Here is an 18,763-nt window from a genome sequence, read left to right as displayed (position 1 = left end):
CCGGGCTCGCGCGGCAGACATCCGACGCCTCCGAAAGGAACATAACGTTACAACTCTGCCCGCTCGCCGGTCAGCGCGCGGCCGCGCTCATTCGTTGCTACCTGAGTAGCATCCCACGACAACGACTTCCGGAGAGTCTATGCCTCGTATCACCCGCGCCATTGCAGCAGGCGCCCTGCTCAGTTCTCTCGCCGCCTGCGTGGTGACTCCGCCGCCCGCGCCGGCGTCACACCCCACCCAGCAGCAGATCGCGGATCAGCGTCTGCGTCAGGTGGAAGGCCGGATCGACAATCTCGGCCGACGCATCGACAAACGGGTGAATCAGGGCGTCTACCCGCCGCCGCAAGGCGCATCCCTGCATCATCGGCTGGACGTGATTCGCGAGGAAGCCCACCACATGGCCGCGCAACATGGCGGCGGCCTCACCGCCGACGAACAGCGCGTGCTAAATCAGGAACTGGACAACGCGGCTCACGCGATCGGCGAGTAAGCGGCGCCGCTTCCGTCATCGAAGCAGCACCGCTACGCAGCCCAGCGCGGGCAACCGGCCCGCGCTTTTTTTTCGCCCACGCGTGCCGCAGCCGCCGCCGTACAGGCCGCCAGCCTTTATTTGACAAGCCCCCGGCCGTCGCGTACATTCGCCGCACGCGTCGGGAGAGCGCGCTGGCCGCCGAATATGGCACGCCGCGCCGCCGAAGGGGCACACCCGCAAACTCTCAGGCAAAAGGACCGACCGCGTCGAAAAACCCTCGCCAGAAGCAAGCTCAAGGCAGCGGTTTTTCGCACTCTGGAGAGCGGCAGTAGCCATCTGCGTGTTGGCAACATCATGCAGATTCAGGCAGGCTGCCCACCGAAGGGGCGCGCGTGTCACCGTGACCAGGCAACGTTCACGGTCGCGCAATCTCTCAGGTATCGAGGACAGAGGGGTCATGCAGAACCACGCTCGCCGGCACCTTGCCGCGAGGCGTCGCGCCGCATGGCCTTTTCTGTTTCGCGAGATGCCCGAGGCCCCATGACCGAACTCAAACACACCCCGCTCAACGCCACCCATCGCGCGCTCAATGCCCGCATGGTCGATTTCGGCGGCTGGGACATGCCTGTCAACTACGGCTCGCAGATCGACGAACACCGCGCCGTGCGCACCGACGCCGGCATGTTCGACGTCTCGCACATGTGCGTGGTCGACTTCACTGGCGAGCGCGTGCGCGCCTTCTTCGAATACGCGCTGGCGAACAACGTGGGCAAGCTGCAAACGCCCGGCCGCGCGCTCTATTCCTGTCTGCTGAACCCGAACGGCGGCGTGATCGACGATCTGATCGTCTATTACTTCGGCGAAGACCACTTCCGCGTGGTCGTCAACGCCGGCACCGCCGACAAAGACATCGCCTGGTTCGGCCAGCTCAACGCCGACGGCGGCTTCGGCCTGACCATCGCGCCGCGCCGCGACTTCGCGATCGTCGCCGTGCAAGGTCCGAACGCACGCGAGAAAGTCTGGCAAACGGTGCCCACCGTGCGCGCCGCCACCGAAGCTCTGAAGCCGTTCAACGCGGCGCGCGTCGACGGTACGCCGTTCGGGGAACTGACCGTCGCGCGCACCGGCTACACCGGCGAAGACGGTTTCGAAATCATCGTGCCCGCAGACCACGTGGAGGCGCTGTGGAACGCGCTACGCGCGCAAGGCGTGCGCCCGGCCGGTCTCGGCGCGCGCGACACGCTTCGCCTCGAAGCCGGCATGAATCTGTACGGCCAGGACATGGACGACAACGTCTCGCCGCTCGACGCCGGCCTCGCATGGACCGTCGACCTCACCTCGCCGCGCGACTTCGTCGGCAAGGGCAAGCTCGAAGCCGACGGCTCGAAGGCCGCGTTCGTCGGCCTCATCCTGCTGAAGGAAAACGGCAAGGCCGCGGGCGTGCTGCGTGCTCATCAGAAAGTCGTCACGCCGCACGGCGAAGGCGAAATCACCAGCGGCACTTTTTCCCCGACGATGCAGGAATCGATCGCCTTCGCGCGCGTGCCCAAGGGCGTACAGCCGGGCGACACCGTTCACGTCCAGATTCGAGATAAGGCCGTTCCCGCAAGCGTGGTAAAACTGCCATTCGTGCGCAACGGCAAGGTGCTGGCCGTTTAGCAGCCGCGCGCACGTCCCCTCTTTTTAAGCCAATACCGAATCACACCGCACAGGAGCATCCGATGAGCATCCCGGCCGACCTCAAATACACCGAATCGCACGAATGGGTCCGCACCGAAGCGGACGGCACGCTGACGGTCGGCATTACCGACCACGCGCAGGAAGCGCTCGGCGACATCGTCTTCTTCGAAGTCCAGCAACTGGGCAAGACCGTGACCGCGGGCGACACCGTCGCCGTGATCGAATCGGTGAAAGCCGCTTCCGACATCTACGCGCCGGTCTCGGGCGAGATCATCGAAGCGAATTCGGCCGTGGCCGACTCGCCCGACTCGGTCAACAGCACGCCGTACGAAAGCTGGCTCTTCAAGATCAAGCCGGCCGCCGACGCGACGCAAGATCGCCTGATCGACGCCGACGCGTACACGAAGTCGATCGGCGCCTGATCCGATTCGCCTTTACGTTTAACCCCCAAGGTGCGGCGCGTCCCTCTCGAAGCACAGGGATACCCGCACCGCCAGGAACACCCATGAAGCTCGAACACCCGGATCGTCTGATGAACCGCACTCCTCTCTCGCTCGCCGCGCTCGAAGTGCATGACGCCTTCGCAGAACGGCATATCGGCCCGGATTCCGCCGACCAGCAAGCGATGCTCGAAGCCCTCGGCTTCGCCTCGCGCGCCGCGCTGATCGACGCCGTGATTCCGCAGACGATCCGCCGCACCGAAACGCTGCCGCTCGGTCCCTTCGCGCAACCGAAGAGCGAGGCCGAAGCGCTCGCTGCACTGCGCGAACTCGCGGACAAGAACCAGGTGTTCCGCTCGTACATCGGGCAGGGCTATTACAACGCGCACACCCCGACGGTGATCCTGCGCAACGTGCTGGAAAATCCGGCCTGGTACACCGCGTACACGCCGTATCAGCCGGAAATTTCGCAAGGCCGTCTGGAAGCGCTGCTGAACTTCCAGCAGATGATCGTCGACCTGACCGGTCTCGCGATCTCGAACGCGTCGCTGCTCGACGAGGCCACCGCCGCCGCCGAAGCGATGACGCTGCTGCAACGCGTCGGCAAGCCGAAGTCGAACGTGTTCTTCGTCGCCGACGACGTGCTGCCGCAAACCATCGAAGTCGTGAAGACGCGCGCGACGCCGGTCGGCATCGAAGTGAAAGTCGGACCCGCCGCTGAAGCCGCGAACTCGAACGCGTTCGGCGTGCTGTTGCAATACCCGGGCGTGAACGGCGACGTGCGCGACTACCGCGCGCTGACCGAAGCGATCCACACAGCGGGCGGCCACGTGGTGGTCGCCGCCGACCTGCTCGCGCTGACCGTGCTCACGCCGCCCGGCGAATGGGGCGCGGACGTGGCCGTCGGCAATACGCAGCGGTTCGGCGTGCCGGTCGGTTTTGGCGGTCCGCATGCCGCCTATCTCGCGGTGCGCGATGAATTCAAGCGGCAGATGCCGGGGCGTCTCGTCGGCGTGACCGTCGATGCGCAAGGCAACCCCGCCCTGCGTCTCGCGCTGCAAACGCGCGAACAACATATCCGCCGCGAGAAGGCCACCTCGAACGTGTGTACCGCGCAAGCGCTGCTCGCGATCATGGCCAGCATGTACGCGGTCTATCACGGCCCGCACGGTCTGAAGACCATCGCGCTGCGCGTGAACCGCATCGCCGCGCTGCTCGCCGAAGGCGCGAAGCAACTCGGCTACACGCTCGTCAACGAAACCTTCTTCGACACCCTCACGTTCGACACCGGCGCGCGCACGCAAGCGCTGCTCGACGCGGCAACCGCCCGGCGCATCAACCTGCGCCGCGTGAGCGCCACGCAGGTCGGCCTGTCGATCGACGAAACCACGACGCGCCACGATCTCGCCGATCTGCTCGCGGTCTTCGCGCAAGCGGCCTTCGCGAGCGACGTGCCGCAAGTCGATGCACTCGACGCCGCGATGGCCGCGTCGAACACCGCGTCGGTACCGGCTGCGCTGGCGCGCACCAGTGCATACCTCACGCACCACGTGTTCAACCGTCATCATTCGGAAACGGAAATGCTGCGCTATCTGCGCAGTCTGTCGGACAAGGACCTCGCGCTCGACCGCTCGATGATCCCGCTCGGCTCATGCACGATGAAGCTGAACGCGACCTCGGAAATGCTGCCGGTCACGTGGCCCGAGTTCGGTCAGATCCATCCGTTCGCGCCGGCTGAGCAAACCGTCGGCTACCGCGAAATGATCGATCAGCTCGAAGAAATGCTGGTCGCCGCAACCGGGTATGCCGCCGTTTCGCTGCAACCGAATGCCGGCTCGCAAGGCGAGTACGCCGGCCTGCTGATCATCCACGCGTATCACGCGTCGCGCGGCGAAGCGCATCGCAACGTCTGCCTGATTCCCGCTTCGGCGCACGGCACGAACCCGGCGTCGGCGCAGATGGCCGGTATGCAGGTGGTGGTGGTCGCCTGCGACGCGCAAGGCAACGTCGACATCGAAGACCTGAAGAAGAAGGCCGCTCAGCACGCCGACAAGCTCGCGGCGATCATGATCACGTATCCGTCCACGCACGGCGTGTTCGAGGCGAACGTGCGCGAAATCTGCGAGATCGTGCACGCGCACGGCGGGCAGGTTTACGTGGACGGCGCGAACATGAACGCGATGGTCGGTCTGTGCGCGCCGGGCCAGTTCGGCGGCGACGTCTCGCACCTGAACTTGCACAAGACCTTCTGCATTCCGCACGGCGGAGGCGGACCGGGCGTCGGGCCGGTCGCGGTCGGCGCGCACCTCGCGCAGTTCCTGCCGAACCAGATCTCGTCAGGCTATGAACGCGCGCCGAACGGTATCGGCGCGGTATCGGGCGCACCGTACGGCTCGGCGTCGATCCTGCCGATCTCGTGGATGTACATCGCGATGATGGGCGCGAAGAATCTGACCGCCGCCACCGAAACCGCGATCCTCAACGCGAACTACGTCGCGAACAAACTCGCGCCGCACTATCCGGTGCTGTATTCGGGCCCGGGCGGACTGGTCGCGCACGAGTGCATTCTCGATCTGCGTCCGTTGAAGGAAACCAGCGGCATCACCGTGGACGACGTCGCCAAGCGCCTCGCCGACTACGGCTTCCACGCGCCGACGATGAGCTTCCCGGTACCGGGTACGCTAATGGTCGAGCCGACCGAATCGGAATCGAAGGAGGAACTCGACCGCTTCATCGAAGCGATGATCGCGATCCGCAACGAAATTCGCGCGGTCGAAGAAGGCCGCTCGGATCGCGAGGACAATCCGCTGAAGCACGCGCCTCACACCGCCGCCGTCGTGATCGCCGACGACTGGAAGCATGCGTATGCACGCGAAACCGCCGCATATCCGCTGCCCACGCTGATCGCGAAGAAATACTGGCCGCCCGTCGGCCGTGCGGACAACGTGTACGGCGACCGCAATCTGTTCTGCTCCTGCGTGCCGATCGCCGACTACGAGTAAGCGCGCGGCGCATCGCCCGCTGTCCGGAACGGACGGCAGGGTGGTGCACGCGGTTCGACCCGGGCTTCTGTCGCTCGTGGCCGCAAACGGCTAACATCACACACCGAATCAGCCTAACGAGGAGTTTCGCATGGCGCGAAAGGTGCGATCGATGCAAAGCCGGGCCGCAGCAACGCGAGCCCGTCCGTGGCGGCAAACGTGTGTCTTGGTGCTCGCCGGCGCGGCCGCGCTGCTGCCGCTGCGGCCGCAGGCCGCGATGAATTTCTGTGCGGCGCCCGCGTTGCAAACCAGCGAGCGCACCAACGCAGATCCCGGCGTGAAGGCGCTCGTGAGCAACGTGCAAACGCATCTGAACGAGCAGCCACATGCGCTCGCGAAGCTGCATACCGAGGGCACGCTGCCGCACGAGGGCATCTACGATCAGAGCGTCGAAGCGGAGAAAGATCTCGATCTGCTGCGCGACGCCGCGCTCGCCTGGCGCGCGACCAGCGACGACCGTTTTCTGAAGCTCGTCGACCGCCTGCTGTACGCGTGGGTCACGACTTATCAGCCGAGTTTCAATCCGATCGACGAAACGCATTTCGAAGGGCTGATCCTCGCCTACGACATGACCGCGAGCGCGTTGCCCGTGAAGACGCGCAACGCGGCAATGGCGTTCCTGACGAAGCTCGCGAACGGCTACATCGCGCAGATCGACGCCCAGCCGCGGCCGCTGAAAGGCACCTTTCGCAACAATTGGCAGAGCCACCGGGTCAAGCTGATTGCGATGGCCGCATTCACACTCGATAACCGCAAGATGATCAACGCGGCGCAGCGTCTGTTCGTCGAGCATATCGGCGACAACATCGCGCCGGACGGCTCGACCATCGACTTCAGCGAACGCGATGCGCTGCGCTACGTCACCTACGATCTGCAGCCGCTCGTGATGGCCGCGCTTGCCGCGCGCCGCCACAACCGCAACTGGCTGCAGGAGAAGGGCGCCAACGGCGCCACGTTGCTGGCCGCGCTCAACTGGCTGGCGCCGTTCGCGTCCGGCAGTCAGACGCATGAAGAATTTGTGCATTCGAGCGTCCCGTTCGATGCAAAACGTCGCGAGGCCGGCTTGCCCGGCTACTCGGGTCCCTGGGACCCGAAGAATGCGACGGAACTGTTTCACCTGGCAGCGCGTCTCGACGGGCGCTTTACGCCAATCGCGCTACAGCTCGCACCGACGCCGCCCGCGTGGCTCGCCGTGTGTTTGCCGCTGCCGGCGCGCTAACATCTACTTATCGGCAGGGAGCAGTCAATGGCAGTCAGCGTGTTCGATCTCTTCAAAATCGGCATTGGTCCGTCCAGCTCGCATACGGTTGGGCCGATGCGCGCGGCGCTAATGTTCGTTCAAGGGCTCGAACGCGACGGACTGCTGGACGCAACCGCATCGGTGAAGGTGGATCTGTATGGATCGCTCGGCGCGACCGGCAAGGGCCACGGCACGGATCGCGGCGTAATGCTCGGCCTGATGGGCGACGCGCCCGACACGGTCGATCCGGACACGATCGCGCAACGGCTCGAAGCGGTACGGGTGTCGCGCAAGCTGCCGCTGCTCGGCACGCACGACGTGCCGTTCGCGCAGAAGGATCACATTTCGTTTTATCGCCAGGCGTTGGCCGAGCATCCGAACGGCCTGAAGCTGCGCGCGTTCGACGCGCAAGGCGAGACGCTGCGCGAGTCGACCTATCTGTCGGTGGGCGGCGGATTCGTGGTGACGGCCGGCGCGCCGAACACGAAAGTGCTGAGCGCCGTCGATCAATTGCCGCACTCGTTTCGCACCGGCAATGAATTGCTTGCGCTGTGCGCATCGACCGGCAAGAGCATCGCTCAGTTGATGTGGGACAACGAGCGCGTCTGGCATACCGAAGAAGAGACGCGCGCGGGCTTGCTGAAAATCTGGGACGTGATGCAATCGTGCGTCGCGCGCGGCTGCGGCATCAACAACCCCGATGCCGATGGCAACTTGCCCGGGCCCTTCCAGGTGAAGCGTCGCGCACCGCAGTTGTATCGCGCGCTGTCCGGCAATCCTGAACTCGCGCTGCGCGATCCATTGTCGATGATCGACTGGATCAATCTCTATGCGATCGCGGTCAATGAAGAAAACGCCGCGGGAGGGCGCGTCGTCACCGCACCGACCAACGGCGCCGCCGGCATCATTCCGGCCGTGCTGCATTACTACACGCGCTTCATGCCCGGCTCGAATCAGCAAGGCGTGATCGACTTTTTGATGACGGCGGCGGCCATCGGCATTCTGTACAAGCTGAACGCGTCGATTTCCGGCGCGGAAGTGGGCTGCCAGGGCGAGGTCGGCGTGGCCTGCTCGATGGCGGCGGGCGCGCTTGCCGCCGTGATGGGCGGCACACCGAAGCAAGTCGAGAACGCCGCGGAAATCGGCATGGAACACAACCTTGGACTGACCTGCGATCCGGTCGGCGGGATGGTGCAGATTCCGTGCATCGAACGCAATGCGATGGCCTCGGTGAAAGCGGTCAACGCGGCGCGCATGGCGTTGCGCGGCGACGGCAGCCACTATGTGTCGCTCGATTCTGTGATCAAGACCATGCGTGAAACCGGCGCGGATATGAAGACCAAGTACAAGGAAACCTCGCGCGGCGGGCTGGCGGTGAATATCGTCGAGTGTTGATCACACTCATTCAGTGCACATGACGACGCGGGCCACGGCCCGCGTTTTTTATTTGCGCGCTCACGGACTTTGCGCTTCAGTCTCGCGCTTCGTCGGACAGAACAGTTGCGCTGCGCCATGACAGCGCACGCGCGCTCGGCGTAAGCTGTCGGAGCGCCCATCGGCCCGCACTTCACGTTGCGTCGATGCGGCACGATCCGACCGCACTCACGTACTGCCTGGAGGCTTCTTCGCAATGTCGCAGCCGAATGCTCCCGTTTCAGATTCCAATGTTGCTCGCACGACCGGTGCGCGTCTCGTCGTCGATGCTTTGCTCACGCACGGTGTAGAACGCGTTTTCTGCGTTCCCGGCGAAAGTTTTCTCGCTGTGCTCGATTCGCTGCACGACGAGACCGACCGCATCCAGACCATCGTGTGCCGCCACGAAGCCGCCGCGGCAAACATGGCGGAAGCGGTCGGCAAACTGACCGGCCGCCCGGGCGTCGCGCTCGTCACGCGTGGGCCGGGCGCGACCCACGCGTCGATCGGTGTGCATACCGCGTTTCAGGATTCCACACCGATGATCCTGCTGATCGGTCAATGCGCGCGCGAGCATCTCGATCGCGAGGCGTTCCAGGAAATCGACTATCGGCGCATGTTCGGCCAGATGGCGAAGTGGGTCGCGCAAATCGACGACCCGAAACGCATTCCCGAATATCTGAGCCACGCGTTTCACACGGCGACGTCCGGACGGCCGGGGCCGGTCGTGCTGTCGTTGCCGGAAGATGTGTTGAGCGATGCATGTGATGCCGTGGCCGGCGTGCCGGCTTATCAACGTGTGGCGGCGTCGCCATCGGTCGCGCAGATCGACAAGCTGCGTGAGTTGCTTGAAGGCGCGCAGCGGCCCATGGTGATCGCGGGCGGCAGCGGCTGGACGCCGGCCGCATGCGCGGACTTGCGGCGCTTCGTCGAGAACTGGCACCTACCAGTCGGCCTCGCGTTCCGCTTTCAGGACACGCTCGACAACGAACATCCGAACTATGCGGGCGACGTCGGCCTCGGCATCAATCCGGCGCTGGCGCAGCGCATCCGCGATGCCGATCTGCTGCTCGTGCTTGGTCCGCGCATGGGCGAAGCGACGACGAACGGCTACACGCTGCTCGACATTCCGAAGACCAGGCAGACGCTCGTGCACGTGCACCAGGGCGCTGAAGAGTTGGGGCGTGTGTACGTCGCGGATCTGCCGATCGTGTCCGGCATGCCGGAACTGGCTGCGGCGCTGGCGGCGTTGCAGCCAGCGCCGCAGCCGGCGTGGGCTGGCGCGGCCGAGGATGCGCATCGCGCGTATCTCGAGTGGCGCAAGCCGCGCCCGATTCCCGGCGACGTGCAAATGGGCGAAGTGATCCAGCAACTGCGTGCGCATCTGTCCGCCGACGCGATCCTCACAAACGGCGCGGGCAATTACGCGACATGGCTGCACCGGCACTTTTCATATCGGCACTATCGCTCGCAACTCGCGCCGACGAGTGGCGCGATGGGCTACGGCGTGCCCGCGGCAATCGCGGCGAAGTCGCTGTATCCGCGGCGCGCGGTCGTCGCGCTCGCCGGCGACGGCTGCTTCATGATGGCCGCGCAGGAACTCGCGACGGCGATGCAGTATGACCTTCACGTGCTGTTCATCGTCGTGAACAACAGTCACTTCGGCACGATCCGGATGCACCAGGAGCGGCATTATCCGAACCGCGTGCATGGCACCGGGCTCACGAATCCGGACTTCGCGGCATTCGCGCGGTCGTTCGGTGCGCATGGCGAGACGGTGGAGCGGACCGAGGATTTTCTGCCGGCCTTGCAACGCGCAATGAATGCGCAGCGCGCGGCGCTGATCGAGATTCGCATGCCGCAGGAAGCGAGCACGCCGGGCGCGACGTTGGAGCAGATTCGCGAGCAGGGGAGGAAGATGCGCGGGGAGTAGGGGGACGTGTGTGCAGAGCAGTTCGAAACAACTGCCCCATAAAAAACCCCGCCGAAGCGGGGTTTTTTTGACTTCCGACGTCAAAGCAAGCAACAAGCGCCGCTTACTTCCCACCCACGCTTTGCAGCGTCGTCCACTTGCCGTCGACCACCTTGTACAGCGTGATGCCGCCGTTCTTCAGATCGCCGCGGCTGTCATACGCGAGAGTCGACGACGTCACCGCCGGCATCGAGGTCTTCGCGAGAACCGGCAGATACTTGGCCGGATCGGTCGAGTTCGCGGTCTTCATCGCCGTGAACATCGCCATTGCGCCGTCGTAAGCGTACGGCGAGTACGTTTGCACGTCTTCGTTGAAACGCTTCTTGTACTTCGCGACGTAGTCCTTGCCGCCCGGCATTTCTTCCAGCGGCAGGCCGGCAAGCGATGCCACCGTACCGTTCGCCGCGTCGCCCGCGAGCTTGATGAAGGTCGGCGTGTGAACCATTTCGCCGCCCATCAGCGGCGCCTTTACGCCGAGTTGCTTCATCTGCTTGACCATCGGCGCCGCTTGCGAATCCGCGCCGCCGTAATAGATCAGATCCGGGTTCGCCGACTTCAGCTTGGTCAGGATCGACTTGAAGTCGACAGCCTTGTCGTTCGTGTATTCGCGATCGACGATCGTCGCGCCCGAAGCCTTCGCCGCCTTTTCGAACTGATCGGCGAGACCCTGGCCGTAAGCCGTGCGGTCATCGACGATCGCGATCTTCTTCATGCCGAGGGTCTTGACCGCGAACGTACCGGCGACCGAACCTTGCTGCGTGTCGGACGTCATCATGCGGAACGTGGTCTTGAAGCCTTGCTGCGTGTATTCCGGCGCCGTCGCCATGGCGATCTGCGGGATGCCCGCGTTCGCGTAGATGCGCGAAGCCGGGATTGTGGTGCCCGAGTTGAAGTGACCGAGCATGCCCTTGATACCGTCGTCCACCAGCTTCTGCGCGACGGTCGTGCCGGTGCGCGGGTCAGCCTGATCGTCGGCCGAATCCAACACGAAGCGAACCTGCTTGCCGCCGATCACCGGCTTGGTCGCATTCATCTCTTCCACTGCCAGCGTGATGCCGTTCTGGAAGTCCTTGCCGTAGTGAGCCTGCGCGCCCGTCATCGGACCGGCGAAACCGACCTTCACGTCTTCCGTCGATTGCGCGTTGGCCGTCCCCGCCAGCGACATTGCTGCAACCAGCGCTGCGCCTGCCAGCTGTTTCATCTTGTGTTGCATAGCTTCTCCTTGGTACCAGGTGTAGATGGAGCGATATCGGGGTCGCCGTACCGCTTCCGTTTTATTGAGGGGATCGATGAGGTTCGCTCAACCGATCGTCATCAAATTCGCATTGCCGCCTGCTGCTGCCGTGTTCACGCTGACCGAGCGTTCCGTCAACAGACGCTCGAGCGCGTAATCCTCTTCGCCGCTTTCGAGCGCGCGCGCCGCGACGCCCTGCACCGAGACGATCGGCCCCGGACGCTTCGCGACTTCCTTCACCAGCGCCAGCAGTTCGTCGCTGTCGCCTTCGAACAGCACGGCATCGAACGGCGTGTCGGCGCTCTTCTTCACGCTCGCGTACGACTTCAGCGAAGCGGGCAGTTGCGAGACCAGTTGCTCACCAGCCGCGCCTTCGAACAGCGCACGATTTCCCGTGGCCAGCGCGGCGGCGAACTGCACGCGCGCACCGCTCGCCGTCGACGCGACGCACAGCACTGTGCCGCGCGCGCCCAGCGTGTAGGTATTGCGCTCGCCGGTGGGCCCCGACAACACCGCTGTCGCGCCCGCCGGCACATGCGATAGATAACCATCGCAGCGCGCGGCCAGTTGCGGCTGGCGTTCGGCGATTAGCCAGTCACGCAGCACGGTCAACGCAGCGGACGGATTGTCGCCGTTTTCGGCGGCTTGCGGTACATCCGCAACCAACGCCTTCGCGAGCGACTTCGGCAGGCCGGCCGGACGCGTCGCGAGCAATCGCTGCAGATACAGCGCGCCGCCCGCTTTCGGACCGGTGCCCGACAGACCTTCGCCACCGAACGGCTGCACACCCACCACTGCGCCGATCACGTTGCGGTTCACGTAGATGTTGCCGACGTGCGCGCGGCTGATCACGTGAGCGATCGTTTCATCGATCCGCGTATGGATGCCGAGCGTCAGGCCGTAACCGGTCGTGCGGATCTGTTCGAGCAGCTTGTCGAGCTGGCTGCGGCGATAACGCACCACGTGCAGCACCGGGCCGAACACTTCGCGCTTCAGCTCGTCGATGCTGTCGAGTTCGATCAGCGTCGGCGGCACGAAGGTGCCTTGTGCGCAGCCTTCCGGCATCGGCAGTTGTTCGACCTTGCGGCCTTTCTCGCGCATCGCCGCGACGTGCGCGTCGATGCCGCGTTTCGCGTCGAGGTCGATCACCGGGCCGACGTCGATCGACAGGCGGTCCGGATTGCCCACCGCCAGTTCGCGCATCGCGCCCGTCAACATTTCGAGCGTGCGGTCGGCGACATCGTCCTGCAGACAAAGAACGCGCAGCGCGGAACACCGTTGACCGGCGGAGTCGAATGACGATTGCAGCACGTCGGCCACCACCTGTTCGGCGAGCGCCGAAGAGTCGACGATCATCGCATTCTGGCCGCCGGTTTCGGCGATCAGCGGAATCGGCTTGCCGTCCGGATCGAGCCGGTTCGACAGCGTCTTGTTGATGAGGCGAGCGACTTCGGTCGAGCCGGTGAACATCACCGCACGGGTGCGCGGGTCGGCCACCAAGGCGGCACCGACCGTTTCGCCGTCGCCCGGCAGCAGTTGCACCGCGCCCGCCGGCACGCCGGCTTCGCGCAGAATCCGCACGGCTTGCGCGGCGATCAGCGGCGTTTGCTCAGCGGGCTTCGCGAGCACGGTGTTGCCGGCAGCCAGCGCGGCCGCCACCTGGCCCATGAAAATCGCCAGCGGGAAGTTCCACGGGCTGATACAGACCACCGGCCCGAGCGGACGGTGCGTGTCGTTCGAAAACTCGTCGCGGATCTGCGTGGAGTAATAGCGCAGGAAGTCGATCGCCTCGCGGATTTCCGCGACCGCGTTAGCCAGCGACTTCCCAGCTTCGCGCACCACCAGACCCATCAGCGTATGCATCTGCGCTTCCAGCAGATCGGCGGCACGCGCGAGGCAATCGGCCCGTGCGTCGACCGGCGTTGCTTGCCAGATCGGCGCCGCGGCCACTGCATGCGCGAGCGCAGCGCTCACGTGCTCCGGCGTCGCCTCGACGACCGTGCCGACCAGGTCACGCTGGTCCGCCGGGTTGCGCACGTCGCGCGCCGTGCCCACCGCGATCTCGTTGTCTTCGAGCATCGGCGCGGCGCGCCACGGATGATGCGCACTCGCCAGCAACGCCGACGACAACGACGCGAGGCGATGCTCGTTCGACAGATCGAGGCCCATCGAATTGAGACGCTCGGCGCCGTACAGGTTGCGCGGCAGCGGAATCTTCGCATGCGGTGCGCCGAGCGGCACGATCTTCGACGCTTCGTCGACCGGATCGGCGATCAGGTCCTTGATCGCGACGTTTTCATCGGCGATGCGGTTCACGAACGACGTATTTGCGCCGTTTTCCAGCAGACGGCGCACGAGGTACGCGAGCAGCGTCTCATGCGTGCCGACCGGCGCGTAGACGCGGCACGGACGATTCAGTTTGCCGGCGGACAACGGGCCGGTGACTTCTTCGTACAGCGGCTCGCCCATGCCGTGCAGGCACTGGAACTCGTACTGGCCGGGATAGTAGTTGTTGCCCGCGAGGTGATAGATCGCTGACAGCGTGTGCGCATTGTGCGTGGCGAACTGCGGATAGACCGCGTCGGGTGCGCCGAGCAGCTTCTTCGCGCACGCGAGGTAAGACACGTCCGTGTAGATCTTGCGTGTGTAGACCGGATAGCCTTCGAGACCGTCCACTTGCGCGCGCTTGATTTCGGTGTCCCAGTACGCGCCCTTCACGAGTCGCACCATGATGCGGTGACGGCTGCGGCGCGCCAGATCGATGATGTATTCGATCACGAACGGGCAGCGCTTCTGATAGGCCTGCACCACGAAGCCGATACCGTTCCAGCCGGCCAACTCCGGATCGAAACACAGCGCTTCGAGCAGATCCAGCGAGATTTCGAGGCGGTCGGCTTCTTCTGCGTCGATATTCAGGCCGATGTCGTAGCGGCGCGCGAGGATCGCGAGCGAGCGCACGCGCGGCAGCAGTTCGCTCATCGTGCGTTCCTGCTGTGAACGCGAGTAGCGTGCGTGCAGCGCGGAGAGCTTGATCGAGATGCCCGGGCCTTCGTAGATGCCACGGCCGCCGGCGGCCTTGCCGATCGCGTGGATCGCCTGTTCGTACGACGCGTAGTAGCGCTGCGCGTCGGCTTCGGTGGTGGCCGCTTCGCCGAGCATGTCGTACGAGTAGCGGAACCCGCGCGCTTCATATTTGCGGCTGTTGGCAAGCGCTTCGGAGATGTTCTCGCCGGTAACAAACTGCTCGCCCATCAGGCGCATCGCCATGTCGACGCCCTTGCGGATCAGCGGCTCGCCGCCCCTGCCGATCAAACGCGTCAGCGCCGACGACAGACTCGTCTCGCTATTGGTCGTCACCAGCTTGCCGGTGATCATCAAGCCCCAAGTGGCGGCATTGACGAACAGCGATGGCGCCTGGCCGACGTGCGATTTCCAGTCACCCTTGCTGATCTTGTCGCGAATCAACGCGTCACGGGTCGCGCGATCCGGGATGCGCAGCAGCGCTTCGGCGAGGCACATCAGCGCCACGCCTTCCTGGCTCGACAGCGAGAATTCGTGGATCAGCCCTTCGACGCCGCCGCCCTTGCTCTTGGTGCGCAACGTTTCGACCAGCTTGCCGGCCATCGCCTGCACGTCGCCCGCGAGATTGGCCGGCAAGCGCGCCTGACCGAGCAGGAACGGCACGCACTCCGGTTCCGGTCGACGGTATGCCGCAGTGATCGCCGCGCGCAGCACCGATTGCGGCTGCACGTTTTGCGCGAATTCGAGGAACGGATGCGACGCACCGTCTTCCTCCTGTTCGACCGCCGCGCCATCGCCCAGATCGGCCGAGCCGTTCGCGCCCGACAGTTCAGGCGGCAGCTGGCCATGCTCGATTTTCTCGAGATACGCGAAGATCGCCTGCTTGATCAGCCAGTGCGGAGTGCGTTCGAGGCGGGTGGCGGCATCTTTCAGCCGGGAACGCAAGAGGTCGTCGACCTTGACGCCAAGGGTGGTGCTAGCCATGTTTCCTTCTTCGGATACCAGATGAATGCCTGGTGAAAGACTAAAAGTTGGGCGAATCGTACGCCTCCAAATAAAAAGGTGCAACCAATTCAAAAGAGAGGTTGCACCCTCATGGAAGCGTTGTGTGACAGGGATTTCCGGCCGATGGCGCCGCTCACGGCAGCGCCGGTTGCGCTCAGTACTTTCCCTGGCGTGATTCTTTTTGCCTTTGCCCTTATCAAATGATCCGGCGCGCCGTTATAGAGAAATAGCGCGCGGCCTCAGGGCACGCAAAAAACGATACGGGGTTGGTTTTTGAGGACTGGCGAAATGGAAAAGTGGCTGGTGGTATTGGGCATCTGGGCGATGTGTGCGGCCTGCGCGGTGCTGTTCATTCGCGGCGCGACGGCGGGGTCGGGCAGGCGCATCGCCGCAAAGGGAGGCGCACGCGCGGCAGCGCGCGCATCCTCGGGCGATACGCGAGCCGCTTTGAACGACTGAGCCGCATGCGCGGCGGCTTGGGCTAGTGCGAGTGGGGGAGCGGTGTTAGCCGCCGCTGGACGTGGATTGGCGAGCGTGCGCCGCAGAAATCGACCTGGAAACGAGGTCGACCCGTGCGTCAGGCGTTTTGGGAAAGTGCCGCTGATTGCCGCCGGGCAGGGATTGGCAAGCACGCGCCGCCGGACTTAATGTCAACGCGACGGGCGCGGCTCAAACTGCGCGCAGACATCGCCCGGTGAAACCAGCTGGTCATGCAGGCGGCACAGGCGGCTATCCGCGACGCTTGCGCCGAACCCCGAACTGAACACCGCGAGTCCCGGAATGCTTTGCTCGAGCGAATGCCGATCCTCGGCGCGGTGCCGACAGTCGGCGCAGCGCGGCGCGCACGCCAGATGGTGCGCGTCCGCGGTCTTGTCGACGCGCTCGGCCCGGCGTGCCACGAGCCTCACCCGAGGCTGTTCCAGTACGCCGCGAACACATGCGCGGACAGCACGTAGCCAATGACGATATTGATCACCACTCCCGCAGTGAACGCGAGGAACGGCTTCAGGCCGGTCGCCGAAAGCGAACGCACGCGCGTCGTCAGGCCGATGCTGAGGAAACAGAACGTGAACGCCCAGGTGCGCAATACGGTAATCGGCGCGACGAACTCGGGCGTGACGATCTTGCGATAATCGGCCAGCGAATAGCGGCTGGCGATCCACGTCACCAACGCGGACGCGACGACAAAGCCAATCACGAATTTCGGAAAGCGCGCCCAGATTTCGCCGCCATTCGGCTTCGCTTTGACGCCGCTATCCTCCGACTCCCAGCGCGTCGTCGCGACAATCGCCAGCACGAACGCCCAGATGCCGATCCAGATATCGCGGCCGACCACCTTCATCAGCGTGAAGGCCTGCAGCGACGCCTCCGGCGCGCCGGCAATCGCGCCGCCCGCGTGCCTCGCGAAGTCGCCGTAGGCCTGTGCGGCGGCGATGCCGGCGGCGTCCGCGAATTCCGACGTGCCGATCCACGCGCCCGCGACCGCCGTGGATAGCCCGAGCGAGCGCGACGCAAACGGCAGCACGAAGATCATCACGATCGCCCACAGCACCACCAGCGTAATCGCCACCGACGCCTGTTCGCGCTTGGCCCGCACCGCGCCGGCAATCGCGATCGCCGCCGACACGCCGCACACCGCGCCGCCCACGCCGAGCACGGCGGCAAAGCGCCGGTCGAGTCCGAACGCCCTGGCGGCGAAGAAGATCACGAAGAACGTCACGAGCGACACGATAGTCGCCTGCGCCACCGCCACCGGTCCGGCCCACACCAGCAGCGTGAACGGCAACGTCGCGCCGAGCAGCACGATACCGACCTTGATGTAAAACTCGACCCGCAAGCCTGCCGAAAACCAGTCGGGCAACGTGAACACGTTCGAGATCACCAAGCCGAGCGCGAGCGCCACCAAGGGCGGCTCCAGGTTGTACTTCGACGCATTGACCCACGCGCCCAGCGTAAAGATCAGCGCCGAACCGATGAACAGAATCAGGAAGGCCGCAAGGAAGGCGCCGACACGCTGCTTCAGCAGCGCGAGACTTGTGCCGAACAGCAGCGAAAACACGATGAACAACGCGACGTAGTTCGGCAGATGCGTAGCGAGGTCCTGCGCCGCCTGGCCGATGCTCGACCATTTGGCCGGCGCCACCGCCACCCACTTGATGCTGCTGCCCGATGCGAATAGCGCCCAGGCAATCACGATCACGAGCAGGCCGACCCACACGGCCAGCCAGTCTTCTGTCAGCAGGAGTCCGCCGCCGTGCGTGCCCTGCCGCCTGGCTGGCGTCGCGCCGCTCGGCGCGGTCTGGTTGGTGTCGCTCATCACAATGCCCCGGGGAAGTTGAGGTGCATCGGCGCGGGAATTTTGGAGTTTTGCCTGAACGTGCGCCGATTCGGCGAATATAGGCGAGCGGCGTCGCAAAACGAAACGACCATTCGCTCTATGAATATGACCTGAAGAAGTAATGCGGCGCGCTGGCTGGCCGCCGGCTGGCGGGCGACGTCAGATGTCGAGCGGATCGACTTCGAGATTCCAGCGCAGCACGCCTTTCAGGCCGCGCAGCAGCGGTTGCCATGCGCGCAGCGTGGCCTGCAATGCGGCGCGCGACGCGCTTTCGATCAGCAGTTGGGCGCGATGCACGTGCATGACCTTGACGATGGTCAGCGGCACGGCGTCGTAGACAGTCACGCGCTCGGCGGCCGGGATGCCGGTCAACTCGGCGGCGGCCTGCTGCAGAAAGGCGAGCGCGGCCTCCAACGTGCGGCCCTCGGCTCGCAGCAACGCCTGATAGACGAATGGCGGCAGGTGCGCGTCGCGCCGCTCGGCCAGCGTCGAGTTGGCAAAACCGACGTAGTCGTGGCGGCCCAGCGCGTGGTACAGCGCGTGGCGCGGATAACGCGTCTGCACCAGCACTTCGCCGGGCAGACCGGCACGGCCCGCCCGGCCGCTCACCTGCATCAATTGCGCGAACAGGCGCTCGCTCGCGCGGAAATCGTGGGAGAACAGGGCGGTGTCGGCATTGAGCACGCCGACCAGCGATACGCGCTGGAAGTCGTGGCCCTTCGCGATCATCTGCGTGCCGACGAGGATGTCGACTTCGCCCGCGTGGACATCGGAGAACAGCGCCTGCGCGCTGCCTTTGCGGCGCGTGCTGTCGGCATCGATGCGCAGCACGCGGGCGCCGGGCACCGCGCTCGCCAGCGTTTCCTCCACGCGCTGCGTGCCGCGTCCCATCGGCGCGATATCGACG

The 18,763-nt window shown here is 65.0% G+C and carries 13 protein-coding genes and 2 riboswitches; of the genes, 8 read left to right on the top strand and 5 right to left on the bottom strand.

Annotated elements, in window-relative coordinates; translation table 11 throughout:
* Positions 1 to 139: 139 nt before the first annotated feature.
* From CIC12_RS11425 to CIC12_RS11395, 7 genes are all read left to right on the top strand, one after another.
* The gene (locus CIC12_RS11425; protein WP_168664226.1) at positions 140 to 490 is read left to right on the top strand and encodes a hypothetical protein; all 351 of its coding nucleotides are present in this window, start codon (positions 140 to 142) and stop codon (positions 488 to 490) included.
* 151 nt (positions 491 to 641) lie between these two features.
* Positions 642 to 742: riboswitch (glycine riboswitch) on the top strand.
* Positions 743 to 777: 35 nt separating this feature from the next.
* A riboswitch (glycine riboswitch) is annotated at positions 778 to 932 on the top strand.
* 80 nt (positions 933 to 1,012) lie between these two features.
* The gene (gene gcvT / locus CIC12_RS11420) at positions 1,013 to 2,131 is read left to right on the top strand and encodes a glycine cleavage system aminomethyltransferase GcvT (RefSeq protein WP_168664225.1); all 1,119 of its coding nucleotides are present in this window, start codon (positions 1,013 to 1,015) and stop codon (positions 2,129 to 2,131) included.
* Between the two features lie 62 nt (positions 2,132 to 2,193).
* Positions 2,194 to 2,574 (top strand): glycine cleavage system protein GcvH, encoded by a 381-nt coding sequence (gcvH, locus tag CIC12_RS11415; protein WP_121316065.1) that lies wholly within the window; start codon positions 2,194 to 2,196, stop codon positions 2,572 to 2,574.
* 83 nt (positions 2,575 to 2,657) lie between these two features.
* Complete coding sequence (gene gcvP / locus CIC12_RS11410) at positions 2,658 to 5,594, top strand: aminomethyl-transferring glycine dehydrogenase (RefSeq protein ID WP_168664224.1); 2,937 nt, start codon at positions 2,658 to 2,660, stop codon at positions 5,592 to 5,594.
* A gap of 130 nt (positions 5,595 to 5,724) precedes the next feature.
* Entirely contained in the window at positions 5,725 to 6,852 is a 1,128-nt protein-coding gene (locus CIC12_RS11405; RefSeq protein WP_168664223.1) for an alginate lyase family protein, read from the top strand.
* A gap of 27 nt (positions 6,853 to 6,879) precedes the next feature.
* The gene (locus tag CIC12_RS11400) at positions 6,880 to 8,268 is read left to right on the top strand and encodes an L-serine ammonia-lyase (RefSeq protein ID WP_168664222.1); all 1,389 of its coding nucleotides are present in this window, start codon (positions 6,880 to 6,882) and stop codon (positions 8,266 to 8,268) included.
* Positions 8,269 to 8,503: 235 nt separating this feature from the next.
* Positions 8,504 to 10,219, top strand: a complete 1,716-nt coding sequence (locus CIC12_RS11395; RefSeq protein ID WP_168664221.1) for a thiamine pyrophosphate-binding protein — start codon at positions 8,504 to 8,506, stop codon at positions 10,217 to 10,219.
* 103 nt (positions 10,220 to 10,322) lie between these two features.
* On the opposite strand, the gene CIC12_RS11390 is transcribed toward CIC12_RS11395, so the two are convergent.
* Positions 10,323 to 11,471, bottom strand: a complete 1,149-nt coding sequence (locus tag CIC12_RS11390) for a branched-chain amino acid ABC transporter substrate-binding protein (protein ID WP_168664220.1) — start codon at positions 11,469 to 11,471, stop codon at positions 10,323 to 10,325.
* Positions 11,472 to 11,558: 87 nt separating this feature from the next.
* Entirely contained in the window at positions 11,559 to 15,497 is a 3,939-nt protein-coding gene (gene putA / locus CIC12_RS11385) for a trifunctional transcriptional regulator/proline dehydrogenase/L-glutamate gamma-semialdehyde dehydrogenase (RefSeq protein ID WP_168664219.1), read from the bottom strand.
* Between the two features lie 309 nt (positions 15,498 to 15,806).
* Here putA and CIC12_RS11380 point away from each other — a divergent pair, with 309 nt between their 5' ends.
* Positions 15,807 to 15,977: a hypothetical protein gene (locus CIC12_RS11380; RefSeq protein ID WP_168664218.1), complete on the top strand. Its 171-nt coding sequence runs from the start codon at positions 15,807 to 15,809 to the stop codon at positions 15,975 to 15,977.
* A 191-nt stretch (positions 15,978 to 16,168) separates the two neighbouring features.
* Here the strand turns inward: CIC12_RS11380 and CIC12_RS11375 are convergent, their stop codons facing one another.
* The 3 genes from CIC12_RS11375 to CIC12_RS11365 form a co-directional block, all read right to left on the bottom strand.
* Complete coding sequence (locus tag CIC12_RS11375) at positions 16,169 to 16,417, bottom strand: hypothetical protein (RefSeq protein ID WP_342030528.1); 249 nt, start codon at positions 16,415 to 16,417, stop codon at positions 16,169 to 16,171.
* A gap of 5 nt (positions 16,418 to 16,422) precedes the next feature.
* Positions 16,423 to 17,835: a YeiH family protein gene (locus tag CIC12_RS11370; RefSeq protein WP_168664217.1), complete on the bottom strand. Its 1,413-nt coding sequence runs from the start codon at positions 17,833 to 17,835 to the stop codon at positions 16,423 to 16,425.
* Positions 17,836 to 18,015: 180 nt separating this feature from the next.
* A partial coding sequence (locus CIC12_RS11365; RefSeq protein WP_274597552.1) for a helicase-related protein occupies positions 18,016 to 18,763 on the bottom strand: 748 nt, incomplete at its 5' end.

The sequence above is a fragment of the Paraburkholderia sp. SG-MS1 genome (assembly GCF_012275575.1).
Classification (GTDB): Bacteria; Pseudomonadota; Gammaproteobacteria; order Burkholderiales; family Burkholderiaceae; genus Paraburkholderia.
The sequence above is the reverse complement of the archived record's forward strand: the minus strand, read 5'-3'. Positions and strand labels throughout refer to the sequence as shown.

Bases quoted from the DNA above. Each gene is read 5' to 3' on its own strand.
- CIC12_RS11380 (WP_168664218.1), top strand. From the start codon at position 15,807: ATGGAAAAGTGGCTGGTGGTATTGGGCATCTGGGCGATGTGTGCGGCC.
- CIC12_RS11405 (WP_168664223.1), top strand. From the start codon at position 5,725: ATGGCGCGAAAGGTGCGATCGATGCAAAGCCGGGCCGCAGCAACGCGA.
- CIC12_RS11425 (WP_168664226.1), top strand. From the start codon at position 140: ATGCCTCGTATCACCCGCGCCATTGCAGCAGGCGCCCTGCTCAGTTCT.
- CIC12_RS11390 (WP_168664220.1), bottom strand. From the start codon at position 11,471: ATGCAACACAAGATGAAACAGCTGGCAGGCGCAGCGCTGGTTGCAGCA.
- gcvH (WP_121316065.1), top strand. From the start codon at position 2,194: ATGAGCATCCCGGCCGACCTCAAATACACCGAATCGCACGAATGGGTC.
- gcvT (WP_168664225.1), top strand. From the start codon at position 1,013: ATGACCGAACTCAAACACACCCCGCTCAACGCCACCCATCGCGCGCTC.
- CIC12_RS11395 (WP_168664221.1), top strand. From the start codon at position 8,504: ATGTCGCAGCCGAATGCTCCCGTTTCAGATTCCAATGTTGCTCGCACG.
- gcvP (WP_168664224.1), top strand. From the start codon at position 2,658: ATGAAGCTCGAACACCCGGATCGTCTGATGAACCGCACTCCTCTCTCG.
- CIC12_RS11400 (WP_168664222.1), top strand. From the start codon at position 6,880: ATGGCAGTCAGCGTGTTCGATCTCTTCAAAATCGGCATTGGTCCGTCC.
- CIC12_RS11370 (WP_168664217.1), bottom strand. From the start codon at position 17,835: ATGAGCGACACCAACCAGACCGCGCCGAGCGGCGCGACGCCAGCCAGG.
- putA (WP_168664219.1), bottom strand. From the start codon at position 15,497: ATGGCTAGCACCACCCTTGGCGTCAAGGTCGACGACCTCTTGCGTTCC.